The 25,253-nt window shown below is 65.1% G+C and carries 25 protein-coding genes and 2 riboswitches; of the genes, 15 read left to right on the forward strand and 10 right to left on the reverse strand.

All coding sequences use genetic code 11. The features are described 5' to 3' along the window. The first annotated feature begins 81 nt into the window (after positions 1-81). A riboswitch (glycine riboswitch) is annotated at positions 82-186 on the forward strand. 1 nt (position 187) lies between these two features. Beyond that, positions 188-309: riboswitch (glycine riboswitch) on the forward strand. Positions 310-397: 88 nt separating this feature from the next. From gcvT to AC1VVK_RS00730, 5 genes are all read left to right on the forward strand, one after another. Beyond that, a complete protein-coding gene (gcvT, locus tag AC1VVK_RS00710; protein ID WP_482905088.1) occupies positions 398-1,501 on the forward strand; it encodes a glycine cleavage system aminomethyltransferase GcvT in 1,104 nt (367 codons plus the stop codon). 29 nt (positions 1,502-1,530) lie between these two features. Beyond that, on the forward strand, positions 1,531-1,902 hold the full coding sequence (gene gcvH / locus AC1VVK_RS00715; RefSeq protein ID WP_482903986.1) for a glycine cleavage system protein GcvH: 372 nt from the start codon (positions 1,531-1,533) through the stop codon (positions 1,900-1,902). A gap of 180 nt (positions 1,903-2,082) precedes the next feature. Then, a complete protein-coding gene (gene gcvPA / locus AC1VVK_RS00720) occupies positions 2,083-3,441 on the forward strand; it encodes an aminomethyl-transferring glycine dehydrogenase subunit GcvPA (protein ID WP_482903987.1) in 1,359 nt (452 codons plus the stop codon). Continuing rightward, a complete protein-coding gene (gene gcvPB, locus AC1VVK_RS00725; RefSeq protein WP_482903988.1) occupies positions 3,438-5,042 on the forward strand; it encodes an aminomethyl-transferring glycine dehydrogenase subunit GcvPB in 1,605 nt (534 codons plus the stop codon). Before gcvPA ends, gcvPB begins: the two co-directional genes overlap by 4 nt. A 26-nt stretch (positions 5,043-5,068) precedes the next feature. Next, positions 5,069-5,569 carry a CcdC protein domain-containing protein gene (locus AC1VVK_RS00730; protein ID WP_482903989.1) on the forward strand — a complete coding sequence of 167 codons (501 nt, stop codon included), beginning with the start codon at positions 5,069-5,071 and terminating at the stop codon, positions 5,567-5,569. A 57-nt stretch (positions 5,570-5,626) separates the two neighbouring features. Here the strand turns inward: AC1VVK_RS00730 and AC1VVK_RS00735 are convergent, their stop codons facing one another. The 3 genes from AC1VVK_RS00735 to AC1VVK_RS00745 form a co-directional block, all read right to left on the reverse strand. Then, the gene (locus AC1VVK_RS00735; RefSeq protein WP_132385198.1) at positions 5,627-5,755 is read right to left on the reverse strand and encodes an entericidin A/B family lipoprotein; all 129 of its coding nucleotides are present in this window, start codon (positions 5,753-5,755) and stop codon (positions 5,627-5,629) included. A 155-nt stretch (positions 5,756-5,910) separates the two neighbouring features. Then, positions 5,911-6,045 carry an entericidin A/B family lipoprotein gene (locus tag AC1VVK_RS00740; RefSeq protein ID WP_132385199.1) on the reverse strand — a complete coding sequence of 45 codons (135 nt, stop codon included), beginning with the start codon at positions 6,043-6,045 and terminating at the stop codon, positions 5,911-5,913. Positions 6,046-6,124: 79 nt separating this feature from the next. After that, positions 6,125-7,141, reverse strand: a complete 1,017-nt coding sequence (locus tag AC1VVK_RS00745) for a DMT family transporter (RefSeq protein ID WP_482903990.1) — start codon at positions 7,139-7,141, stop codon at positions 6,125-6,127. 44 nt (positions 7,142-7,185) lie between these two features. On the opposite strand from AC1VVK_RS00745, the gene AC1VVK_RS00750 reads away from it, so the two are divergent. From AC1VVK_RS00750 to AC1VVK_RS00760, 3 genes are read left to right on the forward strand one after another with little or no spacing between them, the layout of a single operon-like run. Further along, positions 7,186-7,392, forward strand: coding sequence for a hypothetical protein (locus tag AC1VVK_RS00750; protein ID WP_482903991.1), 207 nt, complete (start codon positions 7,186-7,188; stop codon positions 7,390-7,392). A gap of 49 nt (positions 7,393-7,441) precedes the next feature. After that, on the forward strand, positions 7,442-7,996 hold the full coding sequence (locus AC1VVK_RS00755; RefSeq protein WP_482903992.1) for a sugar O-acetyltransferase: 555 nt from the start codon (positions 7,442-7,444) through the stop codon (positions 7,994-7,996). A 50-nt stretch (positions 7,997-8,046) separates the two neighbouring features. Continuing rightward, positions 8,047-8,565: a hypothetical protein gene (locus tag AC1VVK_RS00760; protein WP_482903993.1), complete on the forward strand. Its 519-nt coding sequence runs from the start codon at positions 8,047-8,049 to the stop codon at positions 8,563-8,565. Between the two features lie 11 nt (positions 8,566-8,576). Here the strand turns inward: AC1VVK_RS00760 and AC1VVK_RS00765 are convergent, their stop codons facing one another. The 6 genes from AC1VVK_RS00765 to AC1VVK_RS00790 form a co-directional block, all read right to left on the reverse strand. Beyond that, the gene (locus tag AC1VVK_RS00765) at positions 8,577-10,061 is read right to left on the reverse strand and encodes a TadA family conjugal transfer-associated ATPase (protein WP_482903994.1); all 1,485 of its coding nucleotides are present in this window, start codon (positions 10,059-10,061) and stop codon (positions 8,577-8,579) included. Positions 10,062-10,324: 263 nt separating this feature from the next. Further along, positions 10,325-10,582: an ATP synthase F1 subunit epsilon gene (locus tag AC1VVK_RS00770; protein ID WP_132385205.1), complete on the reverse strand. Its 258-nt coding sequence runs from the start codon at positions 10,580-10,582 to the stop codon at positions 10,325-10,327. Positions 10,583-10,588: 6 nt separating this feature from the next. After that, on the reverse strand, positions 10,589-12,046 hold the full coding sequence (gene atpD, locus AC1VVK_RS00775) for a F0F1 ATP synthase subunit beta (RefSeq protein ID WP_132385206.1): 1,458 nt from the start codon (positions 12,044-12,046) through the stop codon (positions 10,589-10,591). A gap of 24 nt (positions 12,047-12,070) precedes the next feature. Next, positions 12,071-12,943 (reverse strand): F0F1 ATP synthase subunit gamma, encoded by an 873-nt coding sequence (locus tag AC1VVK_RS00780; protein ID WP_132385207.1) that lies wholly within the window; start codon positions 12,941-12,943, stop codon positions 12,071-12,073. Between the two features lie 65 nt (positions 12,944-13,008). After that, positions 13,009-14,538 (reverse strand): F0F1 ATP synthase subunit alpha, encoded by a 1,530-nt coding sequence (atpA, locus tag AC1VVK_RS00785; RefSeq protein WP_132385208.1) that lies wholly within the window; start codon positions 14,536-14,538, stop codon positions 13,009-13,011. Positions 14,539-14,551: 13 nt separating this feature from the next. Then, positions 14,552-15,106 carry a F0F1 ATP synthase subunit delta gene (locus AC1VVK_RS00790; protein ID WP_132385209.1) on the reverse strand — a complete coding sequence of 185 codons (555 nt, stop codon included), beginning with the start codon at positions 15,104-15,106 and terminating at the stop codon, positions 14,552-14,554. A 226-nt stretch (positions 15,107-15,332) separates the two neighbouring features. Here AC1VVK_RS00790 and AC1VVK_RS00795 point away from each other — a divergent pair, with 226 nt between their 5' ends. Together AC1VVK_RS00795 and ada are read left to right on the forward strand one after the other, a co-directional pair. After that, positions 15,333-15,812 (forward strand): DUF1203 domain-containing protein, encoded by a 480-nt coding sequence (locus AC1VVK_RS00795; protein WP_482903995.1) that lies wholly within the window; start codon positions 15,333-15,335, stop codon positions 15,810-15,812. Further along, positions 15,809-16,861 carry a bifunctional DNA-binding transcriptional regulator/O6-methylguanine-DNA methyltransferase Ada gene (ada, locus tag AC1VVK_RS00800; protein WP_482903996.1) on the forward strand — a complete coding sequence of 351 codons (1,053 nt, stop codon included), beginning with the start codon at positions 15,809-15,811 and terminating at the stop codon, positions 16,859-16,861. The genes AC1VVK_RS00795 and ada overlap by 4 nt, the downstream gene beginning before the upstream one ends. Here ada and AC1VVK_RS00805 read toward each other — a convergent pair. Further along, complete coding sequence (locus tag AC1VVK_RS00805; protein WP_482903997.1) at positions 16,846-19,011, reverse strand: primosomal protein N'; 2,166 nt, start codon at positions 19,009-19,011, stop codon at positions 16,846-16,848. The two genes, ada and AC1VVK_RS00805, sit on opposite strands and share 16 nt — an antisense overlap. Before the next feature lie 42 nt (positions 19,012-19,053). Here AC1VVK_RS00805 and AC1VVK_RS00810 point away from each other — a divergent pair, with 42 nt between their 5' ends. The 5 genes from AC1VVK_RS00810 to cysS all read left to right on the forward strand — a co-directional run bounded on the left by AC1VVK_RS00810 (position 19,054) and on the right by cysS (position 25,155). Next, a complete protein-coding gene (locus AC1VVK_RS00810; RefSeq protein ID WP_482905089.1) occupies positions 19,054-19,794 on the forward strand; it encodes a DUF4197 family protein in 741 nt (246 codons plus the stop codon). A 498-nt stretch (positions 19,795-20,292) separates the two neighbouring features. Continuing rightward, positions 20,293-20,943 carry a fructose-6-phosphate aldolase gene (gene fsa, locus AC1VVK_RS00815; protein WP_132385213.1) on the forward strand — a complete coding sequence of 217 codons (651 nt, stop codon included), beginning with the start codon at positions 20,293-20,295 and terminating at the stop codon, positions 20,941-20,943. Between the two features lie 140 nt (positions 20,944-21,083). Then, positions 21,084-22,898: a cobaltochelatase subunit CobT gene (cobT, locus tag AC1VVK_RS00820; RefSeq protein ID WP_482903998.1), complete on the forward strand. Its 1,815-nt coding sequence runs from the start codon at positions 21,084-21,086 to the stop codon at positions 22,896-22,898. 86 nt (positions 22,899-22,984) lie between these two features. Next, on the forward strand, positions 22,985-23,647 hold the full coding sequence (locus tag AC1VVK_RS00825) for a nitroreductase (protein ID WP_482903999.1): 663 nt from the start codon (positions 22,985-22,987) through the stop codon (positions 23,645-23,647). Positions 23,648-23,703: 56 nt separating this feature from the next. Continuing rightward, the gene (gene cysS, locus AC1VVK_RS00830; RefSeq protein ID WP_482904000.1) at positions 23,704-25,155 is read left to right on the forward strand and encodes a cysteine--tRNA ligase; all 1,452 of its coding nucleotides are present in this window, start codon (positions 23,704-23,706) and stop codon (positions 25,153-25,155) included. Positions 25,156-25,253 lie beyond the last annotated feature (98 nt).

Here is a 25,253-nt window from a genome sequence, read left to right on the forward strand (position 1 = left end):
TTCCATTCGGGGAAATAGTACTGCAGTGCAGCGCAACCGGCGTTGACACAAACGCACCTCTCAACCAAGGGTCAAGGCATCGCTGACAGCGCGGGAGAGACCTGCCGATTCGCACATGCGGAGAAGGCAGGCGCCGAAGGAGCAACCGCCCCGGAATCTCTCAGGCAAAAGGACCGCGCAGCGTCGATAGCGAGACTCTGGAAAGTGTCTCATCCCAAAAGGGTGAGGCCGCCGACGGTGTAACTCCGGTATGGTCCGTTTCGGGCCCTCTGGGGGAAGCTCTCAGGTTTCCGTGACAGAGGGGGCACCTGGAATGGTGTACCGAACTGTGCGGAGTCATGTCTTGAGCGAATACCCGATTTCCGATTCCGATCAGGAACCCGAAGAACTCGCGCCGATGCTGTTGCCGCTGGATAGCTGGCACCGCGATCGCGGCGGCCGCATGGTCGAATTCGCCGGTTACATGATGCCCGTCCAGTATGAGGGCATCATGGCCGAGCACCTCTGGACCCGCGAGAACGCCGGTCTGTTCGATGTCAGCCACATGGGCCAGCTGCTCGTTTCGGGCGAAGAGGGCGCGCAGACCGATGTCGAGCCCGCGCTCGAAGCGGCCCTGCCCATCGATCTTTCGACCCTGAAGCTGGGCGCGGTGCGCTACTCGCTGCTGCTGGACGAAAACGGCGGCATTCTCGACGACCTCATGGTCGCGCGCTGGCCGGGCGGCTTCTACCTCGTCGTGAACGGCGCCACCAAGTGGGACGATATCGGCACTCTGCGCGAGTATCTGCCGGACGACGTCACGCTCAACCACCTCGACGACCGCGCGCTGCTGGCGCTTCAGGGCCCCAAGGCCTTTGCCGCACTCGAACGCGTGGCCGAGGGTGAATATCCGCTCTCCGCGCTGACTTTCATGAAGGGCGGCCGCTTCACGCTGGGCGGCGTCGACGCCTGGATCAGCCGCTCGGGCTATACCGGCGAGGACGGTTTCGAAATTTCGATCCCCGGCGATTCCGCTGCCGAAGTGGCGGACCTGCTGCTGGCCCAGCCCGAAGTGAGGCCGATCGGCCTTGGCGCGCGTGACTCGCTGCGTCTTGAAGCCGGCCTGCCGCTCTACGGCCACGACATGGATCCCGAGCGCGGTCCGGTCGAGGCCGGCCTTGCTTTCGGCATCAACAAGCGCCGCCGCCTCGAAGGCGGCTTCCCCGGCGCCGAGCGCGTCCAGCGCGACTTTGCCGAGGGCACTGCGCAGAAGCGCATCGGTCTCAAGCTGGAAGGCCGTCAGGCCGCCCGCGAGGGTGCCAAGGTTTTCCATGGAGAACAGGAAGTTGGCGTTGTGACTTCGGGCGGTTTCTCGCCTTCGTTGCAGCACCCGATCGCCATGGCCTACGTCGATGCGGCGCTTGCTGCTGACGGCACTGCGCTTTCCATCGAAATTCGGGGCAAGAAGCTCGACGCCACGGTCGCGGCGATGCCCTTCGTCCCCAATCGCTATCACCGCTGAGGACCAATCCTCCTAGCAAAGGACATTCCATGACCCGTTATTTCTCCCAGGAACATGAGTGGCTCGAAGTCGAAGGCGACCTCGGCACCGTGGGCATCACCGACTACGCACAGGGCCAGCTCGGCGACATCACCTTCGTGGACCTGCCTGAAGCCGGCGCGACGTTCGGCAAGGGCGATTCCGTCGCCGTGGTGGACTCGGTGAAGGCCGCTTCGGACGTCTACACCCCGGTTTCGGGCACCATCGCCGAAGTGAACGCCGCGCTCGGCGACGAGCCGGAACTGGTCAACACCGACGCCGAAGTGGGCGGCTGGCTGTTCCGTATCACGCTCTCCGATGCCTCGGAGCTTTCAGGCCTCATGGATGAGGCGGCGTACAAGGACTATGTCGGCAGCCTCTAAGCTTCCGATCCTCCCCCTGAGGGGGAGGGGGACCGCCGCGAAGCGGTGGTGGAGGGGTGTCGACGCCCGCGGCGTGGCTCCACGCCGAGAGGGCGATACCCCTCCGTCAGCCCCAAGGGCTGCCACCTCCCCTTGCAGGGGAGGATCTTCGAGATTTTCTGCTGAGGAAACCCCAGCTCCATGCGCTACCTTCCCCTGACTCCCGCCGACCGGGCCGAGATGCTCGGCGTCATCGGCGCCGCCAGCGTTGACGATCTCTTCGTCGACGTTCCCGCCGAGGCGCGGCTTTCCGGTCCCATCGCGGGCCTTCCCGCCCATGCCAGCGAAATGGCCGTCGAACGGCACATGTCCGCGCTTGCCGCGAAGAACCTGAGCGCCGGTTCGGTGCCGTTCTTCCTCGGCGCCGGTGCCTATCGCCACCATGTTCCGGCCTCGGTCGATCACCTGATCCAGCGCGGCGAGTTCCTCACCGCCTACACGCCCTACCAGCCGGAAATCGCGCAGGGCACGCTGCAGGTGCTGTTCGAGTTCCAGACGCAGGTGGCGCGCCTGTTCGGCACCGATATCGCCAATGCCTCGATGTACGATGGCTCGACGGCGTGCTGGGAAGCGATCCTGATGGCCGCGCGCGTCACCCGCAAGGGCCGTGCGGTGCTCTCGGGCGGCCTGCACCCGCACTACGCCGAAGTGGTGCGCACGCTCGCCAAGTTCACCGAGGACGATATCGTCTCGCTGAAGGCGGAACTGGTGGCCGAAGCCGACGACGCTGCCGTGATCGCGGCGATCGACGACAAGACCTCCTGCGTCGTCGTGCAGTATCCCGACATCCTCGGCCGCATCCCCGATCTGGCCGCGATTGCCGAAGCCGCGCATGCCAAGGGCGCGCTGCTGGTGGCGGTCGTCACCGAGCCGGTTGCGCTCGGCATGATCGAGGCGCCGGGCGAGCTGGGCGCGGATATCGTCGTGGGTGAGGGCCAGTCGCTGGGCGTCGGCCTTCAGTTCGGCGGTCCCTACCTCGGCCTGTTCGGCTGCCGTGAGAAGTTCGTGCGCCAGATGCCGGGCCGCCTCTGCGGCCAGACCGTGGACGCCGAAGGCAAGCGCGGCTTCGTGCTGACGCTCTCTACCCGCGAGCAGCATATCCGCCGCGAGAAGGCGACGAGCAATATCTGCACGAATTCAGGGCTTTGCGCGCTGGCTTTCAGCATCCACCTGACCCTTCTGGGCGGTGAAGGCCTGTCTCGTCTCGCTGCCGTGAACCACGATCGCACGCAGGCGCTGGTCGAACGGATCACCAAGGTTCCGGGCGTGAAGCTGCTGAACGACGCCTACTTCAACGAAGTCACGCTGGTCCTCCCGCGCGACGCGCGTGAGGTTGTTCGCGAACTGGCCGACCGCAAGGTGCTGGGCGGCGTCTCGCTCGGCCGCCTGTTCCCCGAGGCAGGCGAACTGCACAACGGCCTGCTCATCACGGCGACGGAAACCGTCACCGACGAGGATATCGAAACCTTTGCCCGTGAGCTTGAAGGAGTGCTGGCATGAACGCGGTAAACGCAAGCGGCTGGCGTCCCAGCATGGGCGAAACCGGTGAGGCGGGCGAAAAGTTCGTAACCTCTTCAGGCGATTACGGCCTGATGCTGGAAGAAGCCCTGAGCTTCGAACTCGGCTCTTCCGAGAAGTGCGGTGTCGATCTCGACACTCCGGCACGTCCGGCGGCGGCAGGTCTGTCGAAGTTCCTGCGCAAGGCCGCTCCGGCTTTGCCGGGCCTGACCGAGCCGGAGACGGTGCGCCACTACACGCGCCTCTCGCGCCAGAACTACGCGATCGACCTCGGGCCGTTCCCGCTCGGCTCGTGCACGATGAAGCACAACCCGCGCCTGAACGAGAAGATGGCCCGCTTGCCGGGCTTCGCCGACGTCCACCCGCTCCAGCCGCAGAAGTCGGTCGAGGGTGCGCTGGAAGTGATCGAGCAGTTGGCCGACTGGCTGATCACGCTCACCGGCATGGCTTCGGTGGCGATGAGCCCCAAGGCCGGTGCCCATGGCGAACTCTGCGGCCTGCTCTGCATCCGCGCCGCGCTCGACGCGCGCGGTGAGAAGCGCGACGTCGTGCTGGTGCCTGAGAGCGCCCACGGCACCAACCCGGCGACGGCCGCTTTTGCGGGCTTCAAGGTCCAGTCGATCCCGGCGACCCCGGAAGGCCGCGTCGATCTCGATGCGCTCAAGGCCAAGCTCGGGCCGAACGTCGCGGGCGTGATGATCACCAACCCCAACACCTGCGGCCTGTTCGAGCCGGAGATGAAGGCGATCGGTGACGCGGTTCACGCGGCGGGCGGCTATGTCTACTGCGACGGCGCGAACTTCAACGCCATCGTCGGCAAGGTCCGCCCCGGCGACCTCGGCGTCGATGCCATGCACATCAACCTGCACAAGACCTTCTCGACGCCCCACGGCGGCGGTGGCCCCGGTGCCGGTCCGGTCGTGCTCTCCGAAGCGCTGGCACCCTTCGCGCCGCTGCCCTTCGTCACGCGCGGCGCGGACGGCACCGTCCACCTCGTCGAGGAAGAGAACGCGGGTGAGGGCCATGCACAGGCATTCGGCCGCATGGTCGCCTTCCACGGCCAGATGGGCATGTTCACCCGCGCGCTGACTTACATCCTCAGCCACGGCGCGGACGGTCTGCGCCAGGTGGCCGAGGACGCGGTGCTCAACGCCAACTACGTCCTGCGCTCGTGCGAGGACCTGCTGCCCGCACCCTTCGCCAAGAGCGGCCCGTGCATGCACGAGGCGCTGTTCAGCGACGCCGGTCTGGCCGAGGGCTTCTCCACGCTCGACATCGCCAAGGGCCTGATCGACGAGGGCTTCCACCCGATGACCGTCTACTTCCCGCTGGTGGTCAAGGGCGCGATGCTCGTCGAGCCGACCGAGACGGAAAGCAAGGCCGGGCTTGACCGCTTCATCGGTTCGCTGCGCAGCCTTGCCCAGCGTGCCAAGGATGGCGACCAAAGCCTTCACAGCGCGCCGCATTTTGCCCCGCGTCGTCGACTTGACGAAACGCTTGCGGCGCGTAAGCCAGTGCTCGTGTGGCAGGGGCACCTGGGTGAGCCGGGTACGCCTTCGCTGAGCGAGTTCGGGGGTAGCTGAAGTCTATGGGGGAAGCTGGACGTGGAATGGCGGCATGGTTGCCGCTGCTGGTCTTTGCCGGGCTGATGCTCTGGCGGTTCCGCAACCTTGAAAAGGCGCGTCCGCTCCGGCTTCCCTTGCTCTGGATACTGCCGCTGATCATTACGGCACTGGTCTGCTTCGCGCTGTTTGCCTTGCCGCCGAGCGGCCTTGGCTGGCTGAGCCTTGCCGCCGGTGCCACGATCGGCGGCGCGATCGGCATGCAGCGTTCGCGCCTGATGCGCCTGCATGTCGAAGGCGAGGGCGACGATGCGCGTGTCATGGTGCGTCAGTCGCCGCTTGCGCTGGTTCTGATCGGCGGCGTCTTCATAGTGCGCCGCCTTCTGCTTCCGGGCGGCATGGCCATCGGCGCGAGCCATCCTGCGGCCACGGCGCTGTTGCTGACCGATGCTATGCTCGGTCTGGTGCTGGGAATGGTCGTGGTGAGCCGAGGTGTGCTCTGGCAGCGTGCGCGGGCCATGGTGGCCAACCACATCACCGACGCCTGACAGAACAGGAAATTGCGGCCTGCCGGCGCCTGTGGCGCTGGGGCAGGCCGTGATGCCTCACGTCGCGCGGTCGACCGCATTCGCCGCGGATTCGATGTCCTGTCCCACGCCGCGCACGGTGTTGCAGGCAGCCGCACCGAGCACGAGGCCCGCCGCAGCGGCAGCCAGGACAAGCTTCCTGATCATCTTTTCGCTATCCTTGTCAGCGAAAGGCCCCGGATTGGTCCTATCGATCGGCGACCGCTAGGCGATCACGCAAGGCAGCGAAAGAGGGGAGAGCCTGCGCTTCGGCGCTCGGCCGAAGCGTTCCGGCCCACTTTCGGCGTGCGCGGCTGATCGGCTTACTTGTGAATGGCGTCTTCGCCGGCCTGTCCGACCGATTGGACGTCCTTGCCGGCGCCCTTGACCGTGTTGCAGGCCGAAGCCGAGACGACGATACCGCCGACCATCAGGGCGAGCACGAATTTCTTGAGCATTTCTCGTTCCTTTCGAGCATCCGTCCGGCATGTTTTACCGGGATCGCTAAAGGCAACGTCCAGCCCGCGAGCAGGTTCCCTAGGTTCGCTGAAGGGAGGGCGCGGAGGTTTCGATTGCCGGCCCCGCCTCGCCAAGGCTTTCTTCGGTCGCCCCTTCATCCAGCGCGGAGGTCGGCGAGATACGCTTTGCCAGTGTATGTTCGCGCCAGGTGATGATGAGGCCTGCCGCGACGATCAGCGGCGCGCCAAGCCAGATCGATGCGGGCGGCAGCGATCCGAAGATCGTGCGTTCGTAAAGCGTCGCCCAGATCAGCGCGCTGTAGTCCATGACCACCACGGTCGCGACCGCGCCGTACCGCAGCGCGGCGGTGATGAGCAATTGCGCCAGTGTCCCGGCAAGCCCCACAGCCACCAGCAGCAGCCAGACTTGCGGCGGGTGCGACTGGCCATAGAACGGCAGCAGCACGGCGGCGAACAGCGAGCCGAAGAAAGAAAACCAGAATACGCAGGCGATCGGCTCCTCGGTACGGGCAAGGTCGCGGATCTGGAAACTGACGACGGCGACGATCACGCCCGCACCCAGCCCGGCGGCGAGGCCCGCCAGCGGAACCGCCTGTTCCCCCGGCCGGGTAATCAGCAACACGCCGATAAAGCCGAGTACCACGGCGGTCCAACGCCAGCGGCCGACATGCTCGCGCATGACAAGGGCCGTGATCAGCACCGCGAAGAGCGGCGCTGTGAAGCCCAGCGTCGTGCCCACGGGCAGCGGCAGCAGCATGGCCGCCGTGACATTGCAGACGAGGCCCAGCGTCCCGGTGGTCGCCCGCATCGCATGATTGCGCAGGCGGCCGGTCCTCAGCATGCCGAGCCGTCCTGTCGCCAGCAGCCAGCCCGCCATCAGCGGAACCGCCATGGCCTGCCGCCAGAACACCATTTCCGGCGCCGAAACGCCCCGGCTTCCGGCAAGCTTGATCAGCATGAACATGGTCGAGAGCATGGTCATGGCCATGAGGCGCAGCCCGATGGCCAGCAGCGGACGGTCCGGACGCCTGCTTGCGGGTGGGCGGGATGGCGACGGGGCGGAGGAAACGTTCACCCGGCGGGCTTTATCTTCCCGGCGCAAGGAGGCAAGGGCGGGGAATGAACGATACCGACCTTATCATGGCAGTGGCGGGCGGGGTCTGCGTCGTGGTGGCGGCGATCGCCTGGATCGGCGACCTTCGCCGCATGAAGCGCCGCGATCTCGACCGCGTGGGCTTCATGCCCTGGACGACGGTGTTCTTCATTGCGCTGATGGGGGCGGTGCTGCTGCTCGGGATTTCCGCGAAGGACTGGTTCGGGCGATAATCCGGCAAGGGCCTAGGCCGCCGGTCGACAAGGGCAGGGGGAATGTCTGATGGATGATGAACCGGGCATGCGGATCGTTCGCGGCAAGACTCCGGAGTCTGCGGCCATGGTCGCGGCAACGCGGCGGGCGATGACGCTGACGGCCCGGCTCAATCAGTTGACGTTCGACGATGCCGATGCGGTGCGGGCGCTGTTCAGCGAACTGATCGGAACCCCGGTCGACGATGGTTTCCTCCTGCTTCCACCGTTCTACACCTCCGGGGGCACCGAAATCCGGCTTGGCCGGAATGTCTTCATCAATCAGAATTGCACGATCTACGATCTTGGCGGCGTGGACATCGGTGACGATGTGATGATCGCGCCGAACGTGAGCATCATTACGGCGAGCCATCCCCTCGATCCGGTCCAGCGTCGCTCCGTCACGATCGGCAAACCGATCGTGATCGGACGCAACGCCTGGATCGCCAATGGTGCGACGATTATCGGCGGCGTGACGATCGGCGAGAATTCCGTCGTGGCAGCGGGGGCGGTCGTGACCAAGGACGTGCCGCCGAACGCGCTTGTCGGCGGAAGCCCGGCGCGGATCATTCGCATGATCGACTAGGGGCGCTTGCCGCGCTTTCCTACATCGCGGGGTTGTGACCTAATCGGGGGATGAAGCGCAATCTGCCCCGCAACAAGCCCCGTCACATCCGGGTTCCCGCATTTGCTCCCGTACCCGTGCGGGCGCGTGCCGATGGTTGGACGCCGGACCGTCAGGCGCGCTTTCTCGGCGCCTTGGCGGAGACGGGTTCGGTCGTGGAGGCCGCGCGGCGCGTCGGGATGGCGCGCGAGACGGCCTATCGGCTGCGCCGCAAGCCGGGCGCGGGCAGTTTCGCCGCCGCATGGGACAAAGTGACGGGTGTGCGCCCACAAGGTGACAGGCCCGCACAAGGTGACAGGTCGCGAAAGTGGAAGGTCACAGCCGAAGAGCGGGCACAACGCGCGCTGTTCGGTCTGCTCAAGGTGCGGATGTACCGTGGCCGCCATGTCGCGACCGAGCGAAAAGCCGACAATTCCGCGCTTCTGGCCTATCTCGCCCAGTTGGATCGTTCGGCATTGTCGGGCGCTAGGGGCGAGGCAAGGTTACACCGTTTCGCACCCGGTTTCGTGTCAACCGGGTGCGCGCGGTGAGGGCACTCGCGTCAGAGGCAGGCTTCCAGATAGGCCTGATCGAATCCGAACTGGCGGGCCTTTTCCAACGTGTAGGGACGCAGGCCCGAGGGGCGGAATTCGCCGATGATCTTGCCGTCGTCGGTCTCGTCCAGATACTCGAACTTGAAGAGTTCCTGGGTGACGATCACGTCGCCTTCCATGCCGATCACTTCGGTGATGTTGGTAGTGCGGCGCGAACCGTCGCGCAGGCGCTTTACCTGCACGATGATGTCTACCGATTCGGCGATCTGGCGGCTGATGGCTTCCTTGGGGATCTTGATGTCGCCCATCAGGATCATGTTCTCCATACGGCCAAGGCACTCGCGCGGGCTGTTGGCGTGGAGCGTGCACATGGAACCGTCGTGGCCGGTGTTCATGGCGGCGAGCAGGTCGAAGCACTCGGCGCCGCGGATTTCGCCCAGGATGATCCGGTCCGGGCGCATACGCAGGGCGTTCTTCACAAGGTCGCCAATAGTGATCGCGCCTTGCCCTTCAAGGTTCGGCGGGCGGGTTTCCAGCGGCAGCCAGTGCGGTTGCTGGAGGCGGAGTTCGGCGGCGTCCTCGATGGTCAGCACGCGCTCGCCCGGATCGATCATCTTCGAGAGGGCATTGAGCATCGTCGTCTTGCCCGAGCCGGTACCGCCCGAGATCACGACGTTCATCCGGCAGGCGCCGGCGATCTTGAGTGCGGTGGCCATCTTCTCGCTCATCGAACCGAAGTCCTTGAGCATGTCGATGGTGATCGGCTTCTCGGAGAACTTACGAATCGAGATCGCGGTGCCGCGCAGGCTGAGCGGCGGCACGATGACGTTGACGCGGCTGCCGTCCTTGAGGCGGGCGTCGGCCAGCGGCGTGGTCTGGTCGACGCGGCGGCCGACCTGGTTGACGATGCGCTGGGCGATCTGGAACAGGTGCTGCTCGTCGCGGAACTTGGTCGTCGCGAGTTGCAGCTTGCCCTTCTTTTCGATGTAGGTCTGGTTCGGGCCGTTGACCATGATGTCCGACACGTCGGGATCGTTGAGCAGCTCTTCCAGTGGGCCGAAGCCGAGCAGTTCGTCGATCAGCACCTTCTCCAGCGCGAACTGTTCGCGGCGGTTGAAGGTGATTTTCAGTTCGGCCAGCACTTCGATGATGATCGGGCGGAATTCCTCGGACAGTTCGTCCTTGGTCAGCGTCGCCGCCGCTTCGGGATCGACGCGTTCGAGCAGGCGGGGGAGTACCTGTTCTTTGATCTTGTGGATCGAGGCTTCGAAGCCGTTCTGCTCGGATTCGCCCGAATGAACCGAATTGGCACGATCGGCGAGGCGCGACATGGCGTCCTCGCGCGAGTTCTGCGGGCCGGACGAGGGCGCGTCCATGCTGGCAACCGGCGGGAACTGCTCGCCGCCCGGGCCGCCCGAAACCGGAGGCTTCTCACCGACGCCGCTCTTGAGCGGCTTGGCCACGCCGAACGCGGGACGCGCTCCCTGGCTCATCCCTCCCATGCCGTTACGCCGCCCGAATGCCGTCATGCTTCCATAAACCTTTCCAGCGCTCCGGTTGCGCGGTTGCCCGCGAACCTGTGCGAATATGCAGAGGATTAAGGTTGAAACTTTGATAACTTCCTAATGGGCGCGGCCCCGGCTTCCGATTGCCGCAAGATCTCGCGTCAGGTCTGCAGGCAGAAGCAAAAGGGCGCCCCCGGTTTCCCGGAGGCGCCCCTGAAAGCGCAAAGCTTGTTGAAAGCTTTTGTCGGAGATCAGCCCTCGACGTGCTCTGCGAGCACGGTCAGGCCCTTTTCGCCCACTTCGGCGAAACCGCCGGTGATGCGGATCTCTTCCGGCATGGCGCCTTCGGCCCGATAGACCTTGAGGGCGCCGTCAGCGACGGTCGACATGAAGGGCGCGTGGCCCTCCAGCACGCCGAACTCGCCTTCGGTGCCGGGGACGACCACCATGTGGACGTCTTCCGAGCGGACGAGCTTGGCCGGCGTGACGAGTTCGAAGTGCAGAGCCATGATCGATTACGCCTCTTCGGCCAGCTTCTTGGCCTTGGCGACCACTTCCTCGATGCCGCCGACCATGTAGAAGGCTGCTTCCGGAAGGTGATCGTATTCGCCTTCGACGACGGCCTTGAACGACTTCACGGTGTCTTCCAGCTGGACAAACTTGCCCGAGATGCCGGTGAAGACTTCCGCGACGTGGAACGGCTGCGACAGGAACTTCTGGATCTTGCGGGCGCGGGCGACGGTGAGCTTATCTTCTTCCGAAAGCTCGTCCATGCCCAGGATCGCGATGATGTCCTGAAGCGACTTGTACTTCTGCAGGGTTTCCTGAACCTTGCGGGCGGTCTCGTAGTGTTCGGCGCCGACGACGCGGGGCTCAAGAACGCGCGAGGTCGAGTCGAGCGGGTCAACGGCCGGGTAGATGCCCAGTTCCGAGATGGCGCGGTTCAGCGTGGTCGTTGCGTCAAGGTGCGCGAACGATGCGGCTGGTGCCGGGTCGGTAAGGTCATCCGCGGGGACGTAGATCGCCTGAACCGAGGTGATCGAACCCTTGGTGGTCGAGGTGATGCGTTCCTGCAGCTGGCCCATGTCGGTCGACAGGGTCGGCTGATAGCCCACGGCCGAAGGAATACGGCCGAGCAGAGCCGACACTTCCGCGCCCGCCTGGGTGAAGCGGAAGATGTTGTCGACGAAGAACAGAACGTCCTGGCCTTCCTGGTCGCGGAAGTACTCGGCCATGGTCAGGCCCGAGAGAGCGACGCGAGCGCGGGCGCCCGGCGGTTCGTTCATCTGGCCGAACACGAGAGCAACCTTCGAACCGTCCGAGGTGGCGTTGCCTTCGGCGTCCTTGGCAATAACGCCGGCGTCGAGGAACTCGTGGTAGAGGTCGTTACCTTCACGGGTGCGTTCACCGACGCCCGCGAAGACCGACACGCCGCCGTGGCCCTTGGCGATGTTGTTGATCAGTTCCTGGATGAGAACCGTCTTGCCCACGCCGGCGCCGCCGAACAGGCCGATCTTGCCGCCCTTTGCGTAGGGGGCGAGAAGGTCGATGACCTTGATGCCGGTGACCAGGATCGCCGCTTCGGTCGACTGGTCGACGAATTCGGGAGCCTTGGCGTGGATCGGTGAGAACATGTCCGAACCGACGGGACCACGCTCGTCGATCGGGTCGCCGACGACGTTCATGATGCGGCCGAGGGTCTTCGGACCGACGGGGACCGAGATCTGCTTGCCGGTGTTGGCGACGGGCTGACCACGGGTCAGGCCATCGGTGCCGTCCATGGCGATGGTGCGAACGGTGTTTTCACCGAGGTGCTGCGCGACTTCGAGAACCAGCTTCTGGCCGTTGTTCTCGGTCTCGAGCGCGGTGAGGATCGCCGGCAGTTCGCCTTCGAAGGTGACGTCGACGACGGCGCCGATGATCTGGCTGATCTTGCCAGTAGCGGTCAGGTTTAGCACGGGTGCGGTGGCCATTTTGGTTTCCTTGCCTGCGGTGACTTACAGCGCTTCCGCGCCAGCAATGATTTCGATGAGTTCGGTGGTGATCGCGGCCTGACGGCTGCGGTTGTACTGGATCGTCAGCTTCTGGATCAGGTCGCCGGCGTTGCGCGTGGCGTTGTCCATGGCGGTCATCGACGCGCCCTGTTCGGAAGCGGCGTTCTCCAGCAGCGCACCGAAGATCTGCGTGCGCAGGTAGCGCGGCAGCAGCGCGGCGAGGATTTCTTCCTCTTCCGGCTCGTATTCGGTCACGGCATCACCGGCCACGACCGCCTTGGGGGCGGGCACCGGGATGATCTGCTGGTCGGTCGGCTCCTGCAGAAGCGCCGAGCGGAACTTCGAGTAGAACAGGTGTGCCACGTCGAACTTGCCGGCCTCGTACATGGCGACCAGTTCGTCGGCGATGCGCTCGGCTTCGTTGAAGCCGGGGTCACGCACGTCGGTGGTGTCGAACATGTGCGCGATCTGCTTGGGGAATTCGCGGCGCAGCGGCGCGCGACCCTTGCGACCGACGAGGTAGAACAGGACGGTCTTGCCCTGTGCTTCCAGCTCACGCGCCTTCACACGTGCGGCCTTGACGATGTTCGAGTTGAACGCGCCGCACAGACCCTTGTCCGAGTTCGCGACGACGAGCAGGTGCACCTTGTCGCTGCCGGTGCCGGCGAGCAGCTTGGGGCTGTTCTCGCTGACCGTGATCTTGCTGGCGAGCGATCCCATCACCTCGGCGAGACGCGCGGCGTAGGGACGCGCGGACTCCGCGGCGGCCTGCGCCTTGCGCAGCTTGGCCGCGGCGACCATCTGCTTGGCCTTGGTGATCTTCTGGGTCGACTTGACCGAGTTGATGCGGCCTTTGAGTTCCTTGAGCGAAGCCACTCGTTTCTCTCCGTTTTCCGCCCCGGCCGCCGCGATGGCAGCCGGAACGGAGGATCAGGTCAATCTCAGGCGAACTGCTTGGCGAACGCGTCGAGCGCAGCCTTGGTCTTCGCCTTGGCTTCGTCGCCGAAGTCCTTGGTCGAACGGATCAGTTCGAGAACGTCGGCGTGCTTCTCGTGCATGAAGTCGAGCATTTCGGCTTCGTACTCGGTGACCTTCGAAACCGGCAGGGCATCGAGGTAGCCGTTGGTGCCGGCGAAGATCGACAGCGTCTGCTCTTCGAACTTCAGCGGCGAGAACTGCTTCTGCTTGAGCAGCTCGGTCAGGCGCGCACCGCGGTTGAGGAGCTTCTGGGTCGAGGCGTCGAGGTCCGAACCGAACTGGGCGAAGGCCGCCATTTCGCGGTACTGCGCCAGCTCCAGCTTGATCGAGCCGGCAACCTTCTTCATCGCCTTGGTCTGGGCCGAACCGCCGACGCGCGACACCGACAGACCCACGTTGATGGCCGGACGGATGCCCTGGTAGAACAGGCCGGTTTCAAGGAAGATCTGGCCGTCGGTGATCGAGATCACGTTGGTCGGAATGTAGGCCGAGACGTCGCCAGCCTGCGTTTCGATGATCGGAAGCGCAGTGAGCGAGCCGTTGCCGTTCTCGTCGTTCATCTTCGCAGCGCGCTCAAGCAGGCGGCTGTGGAGATAGAACACGTCGCCCGGGTAAGCTTCGCGGCCCGGAGGACGACGCAGCAGCAGCGACATTTGACGATAGGCGACGGCCTGCTTCGAAAGGTCGTCATACACGATCACGGCGTGCATCGCGTTGTCGCGGAAGAACTCGCCCATCGCGGCGCCGGTGTAGGGAGCGAGGTACTGCAGCGGAGCGGGCTCCGAAGCGGTAGCGGCGATGACGATGGAGTATTCCATCGCGCCGTTTTCTTCGAGCTGACGCACGATCTGCGCAACGGTCGAGCGCTTCTGGCCGACGGCGACGTAGATGCAGTAGAGCTTCTTGGATTCGTCGGTGCCGGCGTTCGCTTCCTTCTGGTTGATGAAGGTATCGATCGCGACGGCGGTCTTGCCGGTCTGGCGGTCACCGATGATCAGCTCGCGCTGGCCACGGCCAACGGGGACGAGGGCGTCGATCGCCTTCAGGCCGGTCTGCACGGGTTCGTGCACCGACTTGCGCGGGATGATGCCGGGAGCCTTGGCTTCGACGCGGGCGCGCTTTTCAGCAACGATCGGGCCCTTGCCGTCGATCGGGTTGCCGAGAGCGTCCACCACGCGGCCGAGCAGGCCCTTGCCGACGGGAACGTCGACGATGGTGTTGGTGCGCTTGACGCTGTCGCCTTCCTTGATCTCGGCGTCCGAGCCGAAGATCACGACGCCGACGTTATCGGCTTCGAGGTTGAGGGCCATGCCCTGCACACCGTTGGCGAATTCGACCATTTCGCCGGCCTGGACCTTGTCGAGGCCGTGGATGCGGGCGATGCCGTCACCCACCGAGAGCACGGAACCGACTTCCGAAACCTGGGCTTCGGTGCCGAAATTGGCGATCTGGTCCTTGATGACCTTCGAGATTTCTGCGGCGCGGATGTCCATTGTGGTGCCTTTCTTAGCCCTTCATGGCCTGGGCGAGCGAATTGAGACGGGTGCGGATCGAGCTGTCGATGCGCTTGGAGCCGATGGTGACGACAAGGCCGCCGAGCAGATCGGCGTCCACGCTGGTCTTCACGCTGATCTTGCGGCCCTCGCGCAGTTCCAGCTTCTGGCGCAGCTCTTCGACCTGAGCGTCGTTGAGCGGGTGCGCCGTGGTGACTTCGGCAGTAGCCTCACCGCGCTGGGCGGCGGCGATCGCTGCGAAGGCACGAATGATCTGGGGCAGCGCGGAAAGGCGGCGATTGGCCGCCAGCACGCCGACGAAGTTCTTCGTCAGGGCGGAGAGGCCAAGCACGTCGGCAACAGCCTCCATGGCCGCACCGGCCGCCTTGCGGCTGATTTCGGGGTTGCGAATCAGGTCGGCGAGGTCGCCGTTTTCCTTGATCGCAGCGCCGATACGGTCGAGGTCGCCCTCGACGTTCGTTACGACGCCGTTCTCGCTGGCAAGGTCAAACAGCGCCGAAGCGTAGCGCCCTTGCAAGCTGGCTTTGATGCCGCCGGAATTCTCCACGCGTGTCCTATCCTTACATCGGGTGGGCTGAGGCACTTGGGTACACGAATATAACGTGCCCCCCGGCCCGCAGACGGGGCGCGCATAGCGACGATAGTGTTACTATGCAAGGCGCGGGAGGGCGCTTGGGGACAATGCCTAAAAAAGCGGTTTGAAAGCAAGGCACGGGAAGCGCCGTTGGTTTCAGTGCTGCAGAAGTTCCGGTGAAGCGAGACCGGAGTTTTTCATGACCTATCGAATCGTTGGCCTGCTAACGGCCCCGTTTGCCCACTATTTCTCCATGAACGACCGGGAACTCATTGATTCCGGAGCGCGGCGTCTCATTGCGGACAGCGATTCCGGCTATCCGTGCCGCGTCAGTTTGCGGGACGCCGAGGCGGGCGAGCGCGTCCTGCTCGTGAATTTCGTGAGCCACGAAGTCGCCAATCCTTACCGCACCGCGCATGCGATATATATTCGGGAAGGTGCGAGCGAGGCCGAACCCTTCGTCGATCGGCTCCCACCGGTGTTCGAGGGAAGGACGATGTCGCTGCGTGGTTTCGATCGGGATGGAATGATGGTTCACGCGCTTCTTGCCGCACCCGGCATGGTGGAGGCGGGCATAAGTTTGCTGTTCTCCGATCCGGAGGTCGCTTGCATCCACGCGCACAATGCCGCCCATGGCTGCTTCGCGGCGCGGATCGAACGCGAGGGAGACGGACTGTGACACATACTGTTGCCAAACCCGACGACGAGCGTGCCTGGCAGGCCGTGCTGGCGCGGGATCGGAAATTCGACGGGCGCTTCGTTACCGGCGTCCTTTCCACCGGCATCTATTGCCGCCCCTCGTGTTCCGCGCGCCATCCCCGGCGCGAGAACGTCCGCTTCTTCGCCGAACCGGCCGAGGCCGAGCGTGCGGGGCTGAGGGCTTGCCTGCGTTGCCGCCCGAACGACGTGTCGCGCGACGAGGAGGCAGTCACCCGCGCACTGGCGATGTTGGACGAGGTAGGCGATACCGCGCCGGGGTTGGCCGAACTGGCCGAGACGGTGGGCTACAGTCCCACACATTTCCAGCGCGTGTTCAAGCGCGCCGTCGGGCTCTCACCCGCCGAATATGGCCGCGCGCGACGGTTCGAGCGGGCAGGCGAGGCGCTTAGCGGCGGTGCGAGCGTGACCGAGGCTATCCATGAGGCCGGTTTCAGCGCGCCTTCGCGTTTTTACGAGAGCAGCGCCGAGCGTCTGGGTATGGCACCTTCGGCATGGCGGGACGGCGGCGGCGGCGTGCGGATCCACTGGGCGGTAGTCGCCACGACGCTGGGGCGAATGCTGGTCGCTGCGACCGACCGGGGCGTCTGCCGACTGTCGTTCGACGAAGACCGCGAGGATCTGGCCGCGCGCTTTCCCAAGGCGGAACTGATCGAGGGCGGCGAGGATTTCGCGCGGCTTCTTGAGGATGTCGTCGCCGCAGTCGAGCAGCCCGAGCATTCGCAGCGGATCCCGCTAGACGTGCAGGGCACCGCTTTCCAGCAGGCGGTCTGGCGCGAATTGCAGCGCATCCCGGCGGGAGAAACGCGGACTTATGCGCAGATCGCCGCCGCCGTGGGCAAACCCGGCGCGGTTCGGGCGGCGGGCTCGGCCAATGGCGCCAACAATGTCGCCGTGCTGATCCCCTGCCACCGCGTGATCCGCTCCGACGGCGCGATCGGCGGCTATGCCTATGGCGAGGCGATCAAGCGCGAGCTGCTCCGGCGCGAAAACGCTCAGACGAAACTGTAGGGGTCGATATCGATATTCACGCGCACGCCGCGCGGGAATTGCAGCGGCTCCAGCCATTCGCGCAGCATCTTCTGCAATTCTGCCGAGCGGCGGGCGTTGATGAGCAGGCGGAAGCGGTGGCGTCCGCGCAGCAGGGAGAGCGGCGCCGGAGCAGGGCCCAGCACCAGCATGTCGGGATGGTTGGGGGCGGTGCCGCCGATGGCGCGAGCGGCGGCTTTCGCTTCGGCCTGATCCTCGGACGATACGATGATTGCCGCCCATCGGCCGAAGGGCGGGGCGTTGGCGTCGCGGCGGGCCTCGATCTCGGCACTATAGAAAGCATCGCGATCCCCGGCGGCGAGGGCGGCGATCACGGCGGCCTCGGGATGCCGTGTCTGGATCAGCACTTCGCCGGGCTTTTCGCCGCGACCCGCGCGTCCGGCGACCTGTGCGACCTGCTGGTACGTGCGCTCGGCCGCCCGCAAGTCGCCGCCCTCCAGCCCGAGATCGGCATCGACCACGCCGACCAGCGTCAGTTCGGGGAAATGGTAGCCCTTGGTGACGAGCTGGGTGCCGACGATCACGTCGATGGCCTTGCTTTCGGCCTTGGCGACGAATTCGTTCATCGCCTCTGCCGTGTTCATGGTGTCCGACGTCACTAGCGCCACGCGCGCTTCGGGCAGGATTTCCGCCACTTCGTCGGCAATCCGCTCGACACCGGGGCCGCAGGCGACGAGGCAGTCGCCCGTTCCGCATTCGGGGCAGGCGTCCGGAACCGGCACTTCGTGGCCGCAGTGGTGGCAGGCAAGCCGCTTGGAAAACCGGTGCTCCACCAGCCATGCCGTGCAGTTCGGACACTGGAAGCGGTAGCCGCAATGGCGGCATAGCGTCAGCGGCGCATAGCCCCGGCGGTTGAGAAACAGCAGCGATTGTTCACCGCGCGCGAGCCGGGCCTTCATCTCCTCGACAAGCCGGGGAGCCAGCCATTTGCCGCGCTCGGGCGCTTCCTTGCGCAAGTCGAGGATCTGGATATCGGGAAGCTGCGCGCCGCCGAAGCGGGCGGGGAGGTCGATCTTGCGGTAAACCCCGGCTTCGGCCAGCTGCATCGATTCCAGCGCCGGAGTGGCACTGGCGAGAATGACCGGAAACGCCTCGAACTTGGCGCGCATCACCGCCACATCGCGGGCGTTGTAGCGCACGCCGTCGTCCTGCTTGAACGAGATTTCGTGCGCCTCGTCGACCACGACAAGGCCCAGATTCGCGTAAGGCAGGAACAGCGCCGAGCGGGCACCTACAATGACCTGAGCGTTACCTAGAACGATGGAGCGCCACGCGCGCCGCCGCTCGCTGGACTTGAGCGAGGAGTGCCAGAGGATCGGCGGAACACCGAAGCGATGCTCGAACCGGCGGAGGAAATTTTCAGTGAGCGCGATCTCGGGCAGCAGCACCAGGACCTGTCTTCCGAGCCGCAGCGCTTCGGCCACGGCTTCGAAATAGGTCTCGGTCTTGCCCGATCCGGTCACGCCGTCGAGCAGGAAGGGCGCGAACTTGTCCCCGCGCACCGCCTCGACGAAAATGTCCGCTGCGGCCTGTTGCCCTTCCGAGAGTTCGGGCACCGCGAATTCCGGATTGGCGCGAGCATAAGGCCGGTCGAGATCGACCACCACCGGCTCCAGCAGCCCCGCGCCGACCATGCCGCGCAGCACGCCGTCGGAGACCGAGGCCAGTTCGGCCAGTTCCTTGATCGAGGCCTGTTCGCCCTGCAACGCATCCAGTGCTGCTGCGCGCTGCGGGGTGAGGCGGGCCGGTTCCGCGCCTGTCAGCCGGTATTCGGTGGTCGTCCCGCCGCCGCGCAGCGCCGCCATCGAGCCCAGCGCCATGCGGGCCACCGAAGACAGCGAGGCGCAGTAGTAATCCGCCGTCCACTCGATCAGCCGCCGCAGCCGGGTGGGGAGAGGGGGCACCGGCAGCACTTCCAGAATCGGACGTAGTTTGCTTTCAGGCACTTCCTGCGCGCTCAGGCGTTCTGCTTCCCACACGATCCCCAGCACTTGCCGGGGGCCGAGCGGCGCGATCACCACGGATCCGTATTCGACCGCGATGCCTTCGGGCACGCGATAGTCGAGCACGCCCAGCGCGGCATTGAAGACAAGGATTCGAATGCGTTTCATCTGAAATGCATATAGGCACTCGGACAAGGGCACGTGAAGGAGATGATGATGGTGAATTGGGGATCGCCTGAATCGGTCGGGCAGCAGAACGACTACAGAATGGCCCGCCGCACGGTGCTGGGCGGGTTGGTGATGGTGGGCGGCCTTGCGCTGACCGGCATGCTTTCCGGTTGCGCAACAATGGGTCTGCCCGGAAGCAGCCCCGCCGACGCCGAGCCGGTGCGGCGCCTCATGCGCTATTCCTCGGAGCGGGCCTTTACCTGGCTGGTGCAGCCCGATGGCTTCTGGACCAGCCCGGTCGCGCGCATTCCGCTGCCGGTGCTGTTCACCCGCACCGGTTCGACCAAATCGGCCGTGCTGAAATCGCCGAAATTCCGCGAACAGCTTCAGCATCAGCTCAACACGATTGCCAGCCAGAGCGCTGGAGCTGCCGCCTCGGTGGTGTCGCAAACCGCGAAGGACATGGCCATTCCCAACGCCGCGGGCGTGCTTCGCGGGGGGCGGACCGAGGCCACCACGCTGCTGCGCAAGGCCGTGGGGCCCGGCGTCGTCAATGCAATGATGCCGGGGATCGAGCGGGCCATGCAGCAGACCACCGATCCCACGCTGGGCCAGGCGATCGCCGCGCTCAAGGGCGTGACGATCACCGATGCCGCGCATGCCCTCGCGATCGAGGCCGACAATTCGATCTGGTACGAGATCGGCTCGGCCGAAGCCGCGATCCGGCAGGATCCCACGCAGACCAACGATGCCGTGCTGATTGGCGCGCTGAAGGGCGGCTAAGGCGGATTTGGGCGAATTCGAACGGGAAAATCCCGATCAGCTATTGCAATATTCCGGAGCGATTGAGCCTTTTGGGCCGCATCGTTTATTGCGGTGTCTGATCGACAGTTCGCGCACCAGCTGTTCCATCCCGTCGCCCCCGCGAAGGCGGGGGGCCCGCTTCTTTGCAAGCTCTCGCTTTACACAAGAAGCGGGATCCCCGCCTTCGCGGGGATGACGGGGGGATGGGGTGCGGTGTAATCAATATAGCGGGCTTGCAATAATATCGCGGTATCGCAATCGGGCGCTCTCATCCTGATTGCGCCGTCAGTCGGCAGCGAATTCATCGGTGCGCCCAGGCACCGGCACCAAAAAACCGCGCCAATATCCGCCCCGGGCCGGATCGGCCGCTCGGGGTGTTCAGATTGGGCGCGCTTGCCTATAGCGGGCGCCAGAATCGGCGCTGGTCCCTCGCTCGCGCCGAACTGCCGTTACGGGCCCCATCACAGGATTTGTGCCATGAAGTTCTTCGTCGACACCGCCGACACCGCCGAAATCGCCGACCTTGCCGCCACCGGCCTGCTCGACGGCGTGACCACCAACCCGTCGCTGATCGCCAAGTCCGGCCGTGACTTCATCGAAGTCACCAAGGAAATCTGCGGCCTCACCCATGGTCCGGTCAGCGCCGAAGTCGTCGCTCTCGACCACGCAGGCATGATGCGCGAGGCCGAAATCCTCCGCAAGATCGCGGACAACGTCTGCATCAAGGTGCCGCTCACCTTCGACGGCCTGAAGACCTGCAAGGCGCTCACCAGCGATGGCACCATGGTCAATGTCACGCTGTGCTTCTCGGCCAATCAGGCGCTGCTCGCCGCCAAGGCTGGCGCGTCGTTCGTCTCGCCCTTCGTTGGCCGTCATGACGACAACGGCTTCGACGGCATGGACCTGATCCGCGACATCCGCCTGATCTACGACAACTACGCTTACGAGACCGAGATCCTCGCCGCCTCGATCCGCCACCCGGTCCACGTGCTCGAATGCGCACGCATCGGCGCAGACGTTGCGACGATGCCGCCGGCGGTCATCAAGAACCTCGTCAAGCACGTCCTCACCGACAAGGGCATCGAAGGCTTCATGGCGGACTGGGCCAAGACCGGCCAGTCGCTCTGATAGCCGCGCTCATAAAATAAGCACACCTTCGGGTGGGTCGGCGCAAGGCCAGCAAATTCAACGCCGGAGGTGCATCGCGCCTCCGGCGTTTTGCATAGCGGCGGCTTGCACAGGCGCGGCTATGACGCCATTGAGCGGTCATGTCCGATGAAACACCCGTCGATCGCTTCAAATTCGCGCTGACCGGCGCCTCGCGCGCCATTGCGCAGGATGCCGAGGTCGAGGTCAACTGGACGGCGGATGCCCCCAGTGCCAGCGGGGGCACCTTCCGCGTTCCGATGCCGGGCCGCTCGGTCCCGCGCGGCGCGGCGATGCAGGCGCGCGGTTATGCCGACAGCTTCGCGCTGCGGCTGCGCCATCATGACGACCGTCTGCACATGCGCCATGCTCCCAGCGAGCCTTCGGCGCGGGCCTGCTACGACGCGGTGGAGGCCGTGCGCTACGAAGCGCTGGGCGCCAATGCCTATGCCGGCATGCGCGACAATCTCGACGCCTCGCTCGAAGCGCGCATCGCCACCGATCCGATTTCCCGCGCCGACAGTCCGGACAAGGTACCGGTGCCGACCGCGCTGGCGCTGATGCTGCGCGAACGCCTGACCGGCCAGCCCGTGCCCGAGGCAGCCCAGACCGGCGTCGCCATGGTCCGCCGCTGGATCGAATCGAAGGCGGCTGCCGATTTCGATGCGCTCGCTGGATTGCTGGAGGATCAGAAGGCTTTCCAGAAGCTCTCGCTCGACATGCTCGCGCATCTCGAGATGACGCAGGCCGATGAAATCGACATGCCGCCCGAGGACGCCGACGACATGGACGGCGACGAGGAGACCGAGGACGACGAGACCGGCGACGAAAGCGGGCGCGAGGAACAGCCCGCCGAAGCCGCCGCCGAACCCTCGCAAGGTCAGGACGAAGGCGAGAGCGAGGCCGAGGGCGAAAATTCCGAGGACATGGACGAGGGCGAGGAAGGGCAGGAAGGCGAGGAGGGCATGCTCCCCGTCCGGCCCAACCGTCCCTGGACCGACATTCCCGACAGCTTCGACTACAAGGTCTTCACCGAGGCTTTCGACGAAGTGACCAGCGCCGCCGACCTCTGCGACGAGGAAGAACTGACGCGGCTGCGCGCCTATCTCGACGCGCAGCTCAAGGGGCTTCAGGGCGTGGTGACGCGCCTTGCCAACCGGCTTCAGCGTCGCCTGATGGCGCAGCAGAACCGGTCCTGGGACTTCGATCAGGAAGAGGGCATGCTCGATGCCGCGCGGCTGGCCCGCGTGGTGGTCTCGCCCGGCCAGTCGCTCTCCTACAAGATCGAGCGCGACGTGGAGTTCAAGGACACCGTCGTCACCCTGTTGCTCGACAATTCGGGTTCGATGCGCGGACGCCCGATCTCCATCGCGGCGATCAGCGCGGACGTGATGGCGCGAACGCTGGAGCGCTGCGGCGTGAAGGTCGAGATTCTCGGCTTCACCACGCGCGCCTGGAAGGGCGGACAGAGCCGCGAATCGTGGTTGGCGAGCGGCCGCCCCGCACATCCCGGCCGCCTCAACGACTTGCGGCACATCATCTACAAGAAGGCCGACGAACCCTGGCGCCGCGCGCGCAAGAACCTTGGCCTGATGATGCGCGAGGGCCTGCTCAAGGAAAACATCGACGGCGAGGCGCTGCTCTGGGCGCACAGCCGCTTGCTCGCCCGGCAGGAGGATCGCCGTATCCTCATGGTGATCTCCGACGGCGCGCCGGTGGACGATTCGACGCTGTCGGTGAACTCGGCCGGTTATCTGGAGGCGCATTTGCGCCGCGTGATCGAATGGATCGAGGCGAAGAGCCCGGTCCAGCTTGTCGCCATCGGCATCGGCCATGACGTCACGCGCTATTACCGCCGTGCCGTCACGATCATGGATGCAGAGCAGCTTGGCGGCACGATGATCGAGCAGTTGGCGGGACTGTTCGAGGAAGAGTGATTTTTCTACCGGGCGGTATTGAATCTGTACCGCCCGGTCCCAAGTTCGGCGGCGGTTTGCAAACTGTCGCCAACGAAGGGAAATTCATGAACGTAACTGACGCAGTCCTCAGCCGCCGCTCGATCCGCGCATTCAGCGACGAGCCGGTGAGCCTCGACGTGCTGCGCCGCGTGCTCGACAAGGCGCGCATGGCGCCTTCGGGCTGCAACTTCCAGCCTTGGGAAGCGACCGTACTGACCGGCGAGCCGCTGAAGGCGCTGCAGGACAAGATGCTGGCCAGCCAGCCGCAGGATCCCGAGGAATACAACTGGTCCGCCCCCATGCAGTCCCCGCGCCACGCCGCGCGTCTGCAGGAACTGGGCGGCTTCATGTATGGGGCGATGGGCATCGGTCGCGACGATGGTGAGGGCCGCAAGGCGTTCATGAACCAGAACGTCACCTCGTTCGGCGCCCCGGCGCTGCTGGTCTGCTATTTCGAGCGCTTCATGGGGCCGCCGCAATGGTCGGACGTGGGCATGTGGCTCCAGACGATCATGCTGCTGCTGCGCGAGGAAGGCCTCGATTCCTGTCCGCAGGAGTGGATGGGTCTCTACGCCCGCCTCATCAAGGACCACATCGGCGTGTCGGACGAGACGCACCTGCTGTTCTGCGGTCTTTCGATCGGCAAGCGGCTCGACGTGCCGGTAAACGCCTTCGATCGCCCCCGCGTCGCGCTGGACGATCAGGTGAAGTTCCTCGGTTTCGAGTAATGGTAATGCCGGGCGCGGCTTGACTGCGCCCGGCTCCTGCCTAATTGCCCTGCGTCATGACCGAAACGAAGTCCTTGACGCTGTTCAACAGCCTGACCCGCCAGCTGGAGCCGTTCCAGCCCGTCCACGCTGGCGAGGCACGGGTCTACAGCTGCGGGCCTACGGTCTACAATTATCCCCACATCGGCAACATGCGCGCCTATGTCTTCGCGGACATTCTGGGCCGGACGCTCAGCCATGCGGGCTACAAGCTCACCCACGTCATCAACATCACCGATGTCGGCCACCTGACCGATGACGCCGACGCCGGCGAGGACAAGATGGAGAAGATGGCGCGGACCCAGGCGCAATCGATCTGGGACATCGCCGCGCATTACACGCAGGCCTACTGGGCCGACATCAAGGCGCTCAACATTCGTCAGCCGGCCAAGTGGTCGATCGCGACCGACTATGTGCCGCAGATGATCGAATTCGCCGAGAAGATCGCGCCAAACCACTGCTACGAACTGGAAAGCGGGCTCTACTTCGACGTCTCCACCGTCTCCGACTACGGCCGCCTCGCGCGTGCTGTCACCGATGAGGGCGAGGGGCGCATCGAGGCAGTCGAGGGCAAGCGCAATGCCGCTGACTTCGCGATCTGGCGCAAGACGCCCGAGGGCGAGAAGCGCCAGATGGAATGGGATTCGCCGTGGGGCAAGGGCGCTCCCGGCTGGCATCTCGAATGCTCGGTGATGTCGGGTGACCTGCTCGGCTTCCCGTTCGATATCCACACCGGCGGCATCGACCACCGCGAGATCCACCACCCGAACGAGATCGCGCAGAACCAGGCGTTCTGCTGCACGAATGGCCTCGACGTGCCCGCAAATTCGGGCGCGAAGCTGTGGATGCACAACAATTTCCTCGTCGAACGCTCCGGCAAGATGAGCAAGTCCTCGGGCGAGTTCCTGCGGCTGCAATTGCTGATCGACAAGGGCTACCACCCGCTTGGCTACCGCATGATGTGCCTTCAGGCGCATTACCGGTCGGAGCTTGAGTTCTCGTGGGAAGGGCTTGCTGCCGCGCTTGTACGCCTGAAGCGCATGATCATGGTGGTGGAGCGGTTGGGCGATGTGGAGCCGGGCGATGCCCGTCATCCCAAGCTCGCGCCGATGCTCGAAACGTTCGAGAAGGCGATTGGCGAGGATCTCAACACTGCCGTCGCGCTGACCGCGCTGGAGGAGGTTTTGGCCGCCAAGAAGGTCGATCCCGGCGCCAAGCGCGCGGCGATCGAGGCGATGGATTCGGTGCTTGGGCTCGACCTGTTCGGTACCGGCCGCGCGGACCTTCGCATCCGTCCCAAGATCGCCGAAATCACCGAGGCCGAGATCGAGGATGTGCTCGCCCGCCGCAAGGCCGCGCGTGCGGAGAAGGACTTCGCCACGTCCGACGCCCTGCGCGACGAACTCGCCGCCAAGGGCGTGGAAGCGATGGACGGCGACCCACTCGGCTGGGAATGGAAGCTCGGCTGACTCCTGGGAGGAGCAACCCGGGGCTGCGCCTCTCGTCTGGTGCTATTGCGGCAGACGCCATCATCACGCCGAAAAGCGCAATGATGTCTGCTGGACGG

The sequence above is a fragment of the Novosphingobium sp. BL-S-32 genome, from assembly GCF_056857055.1.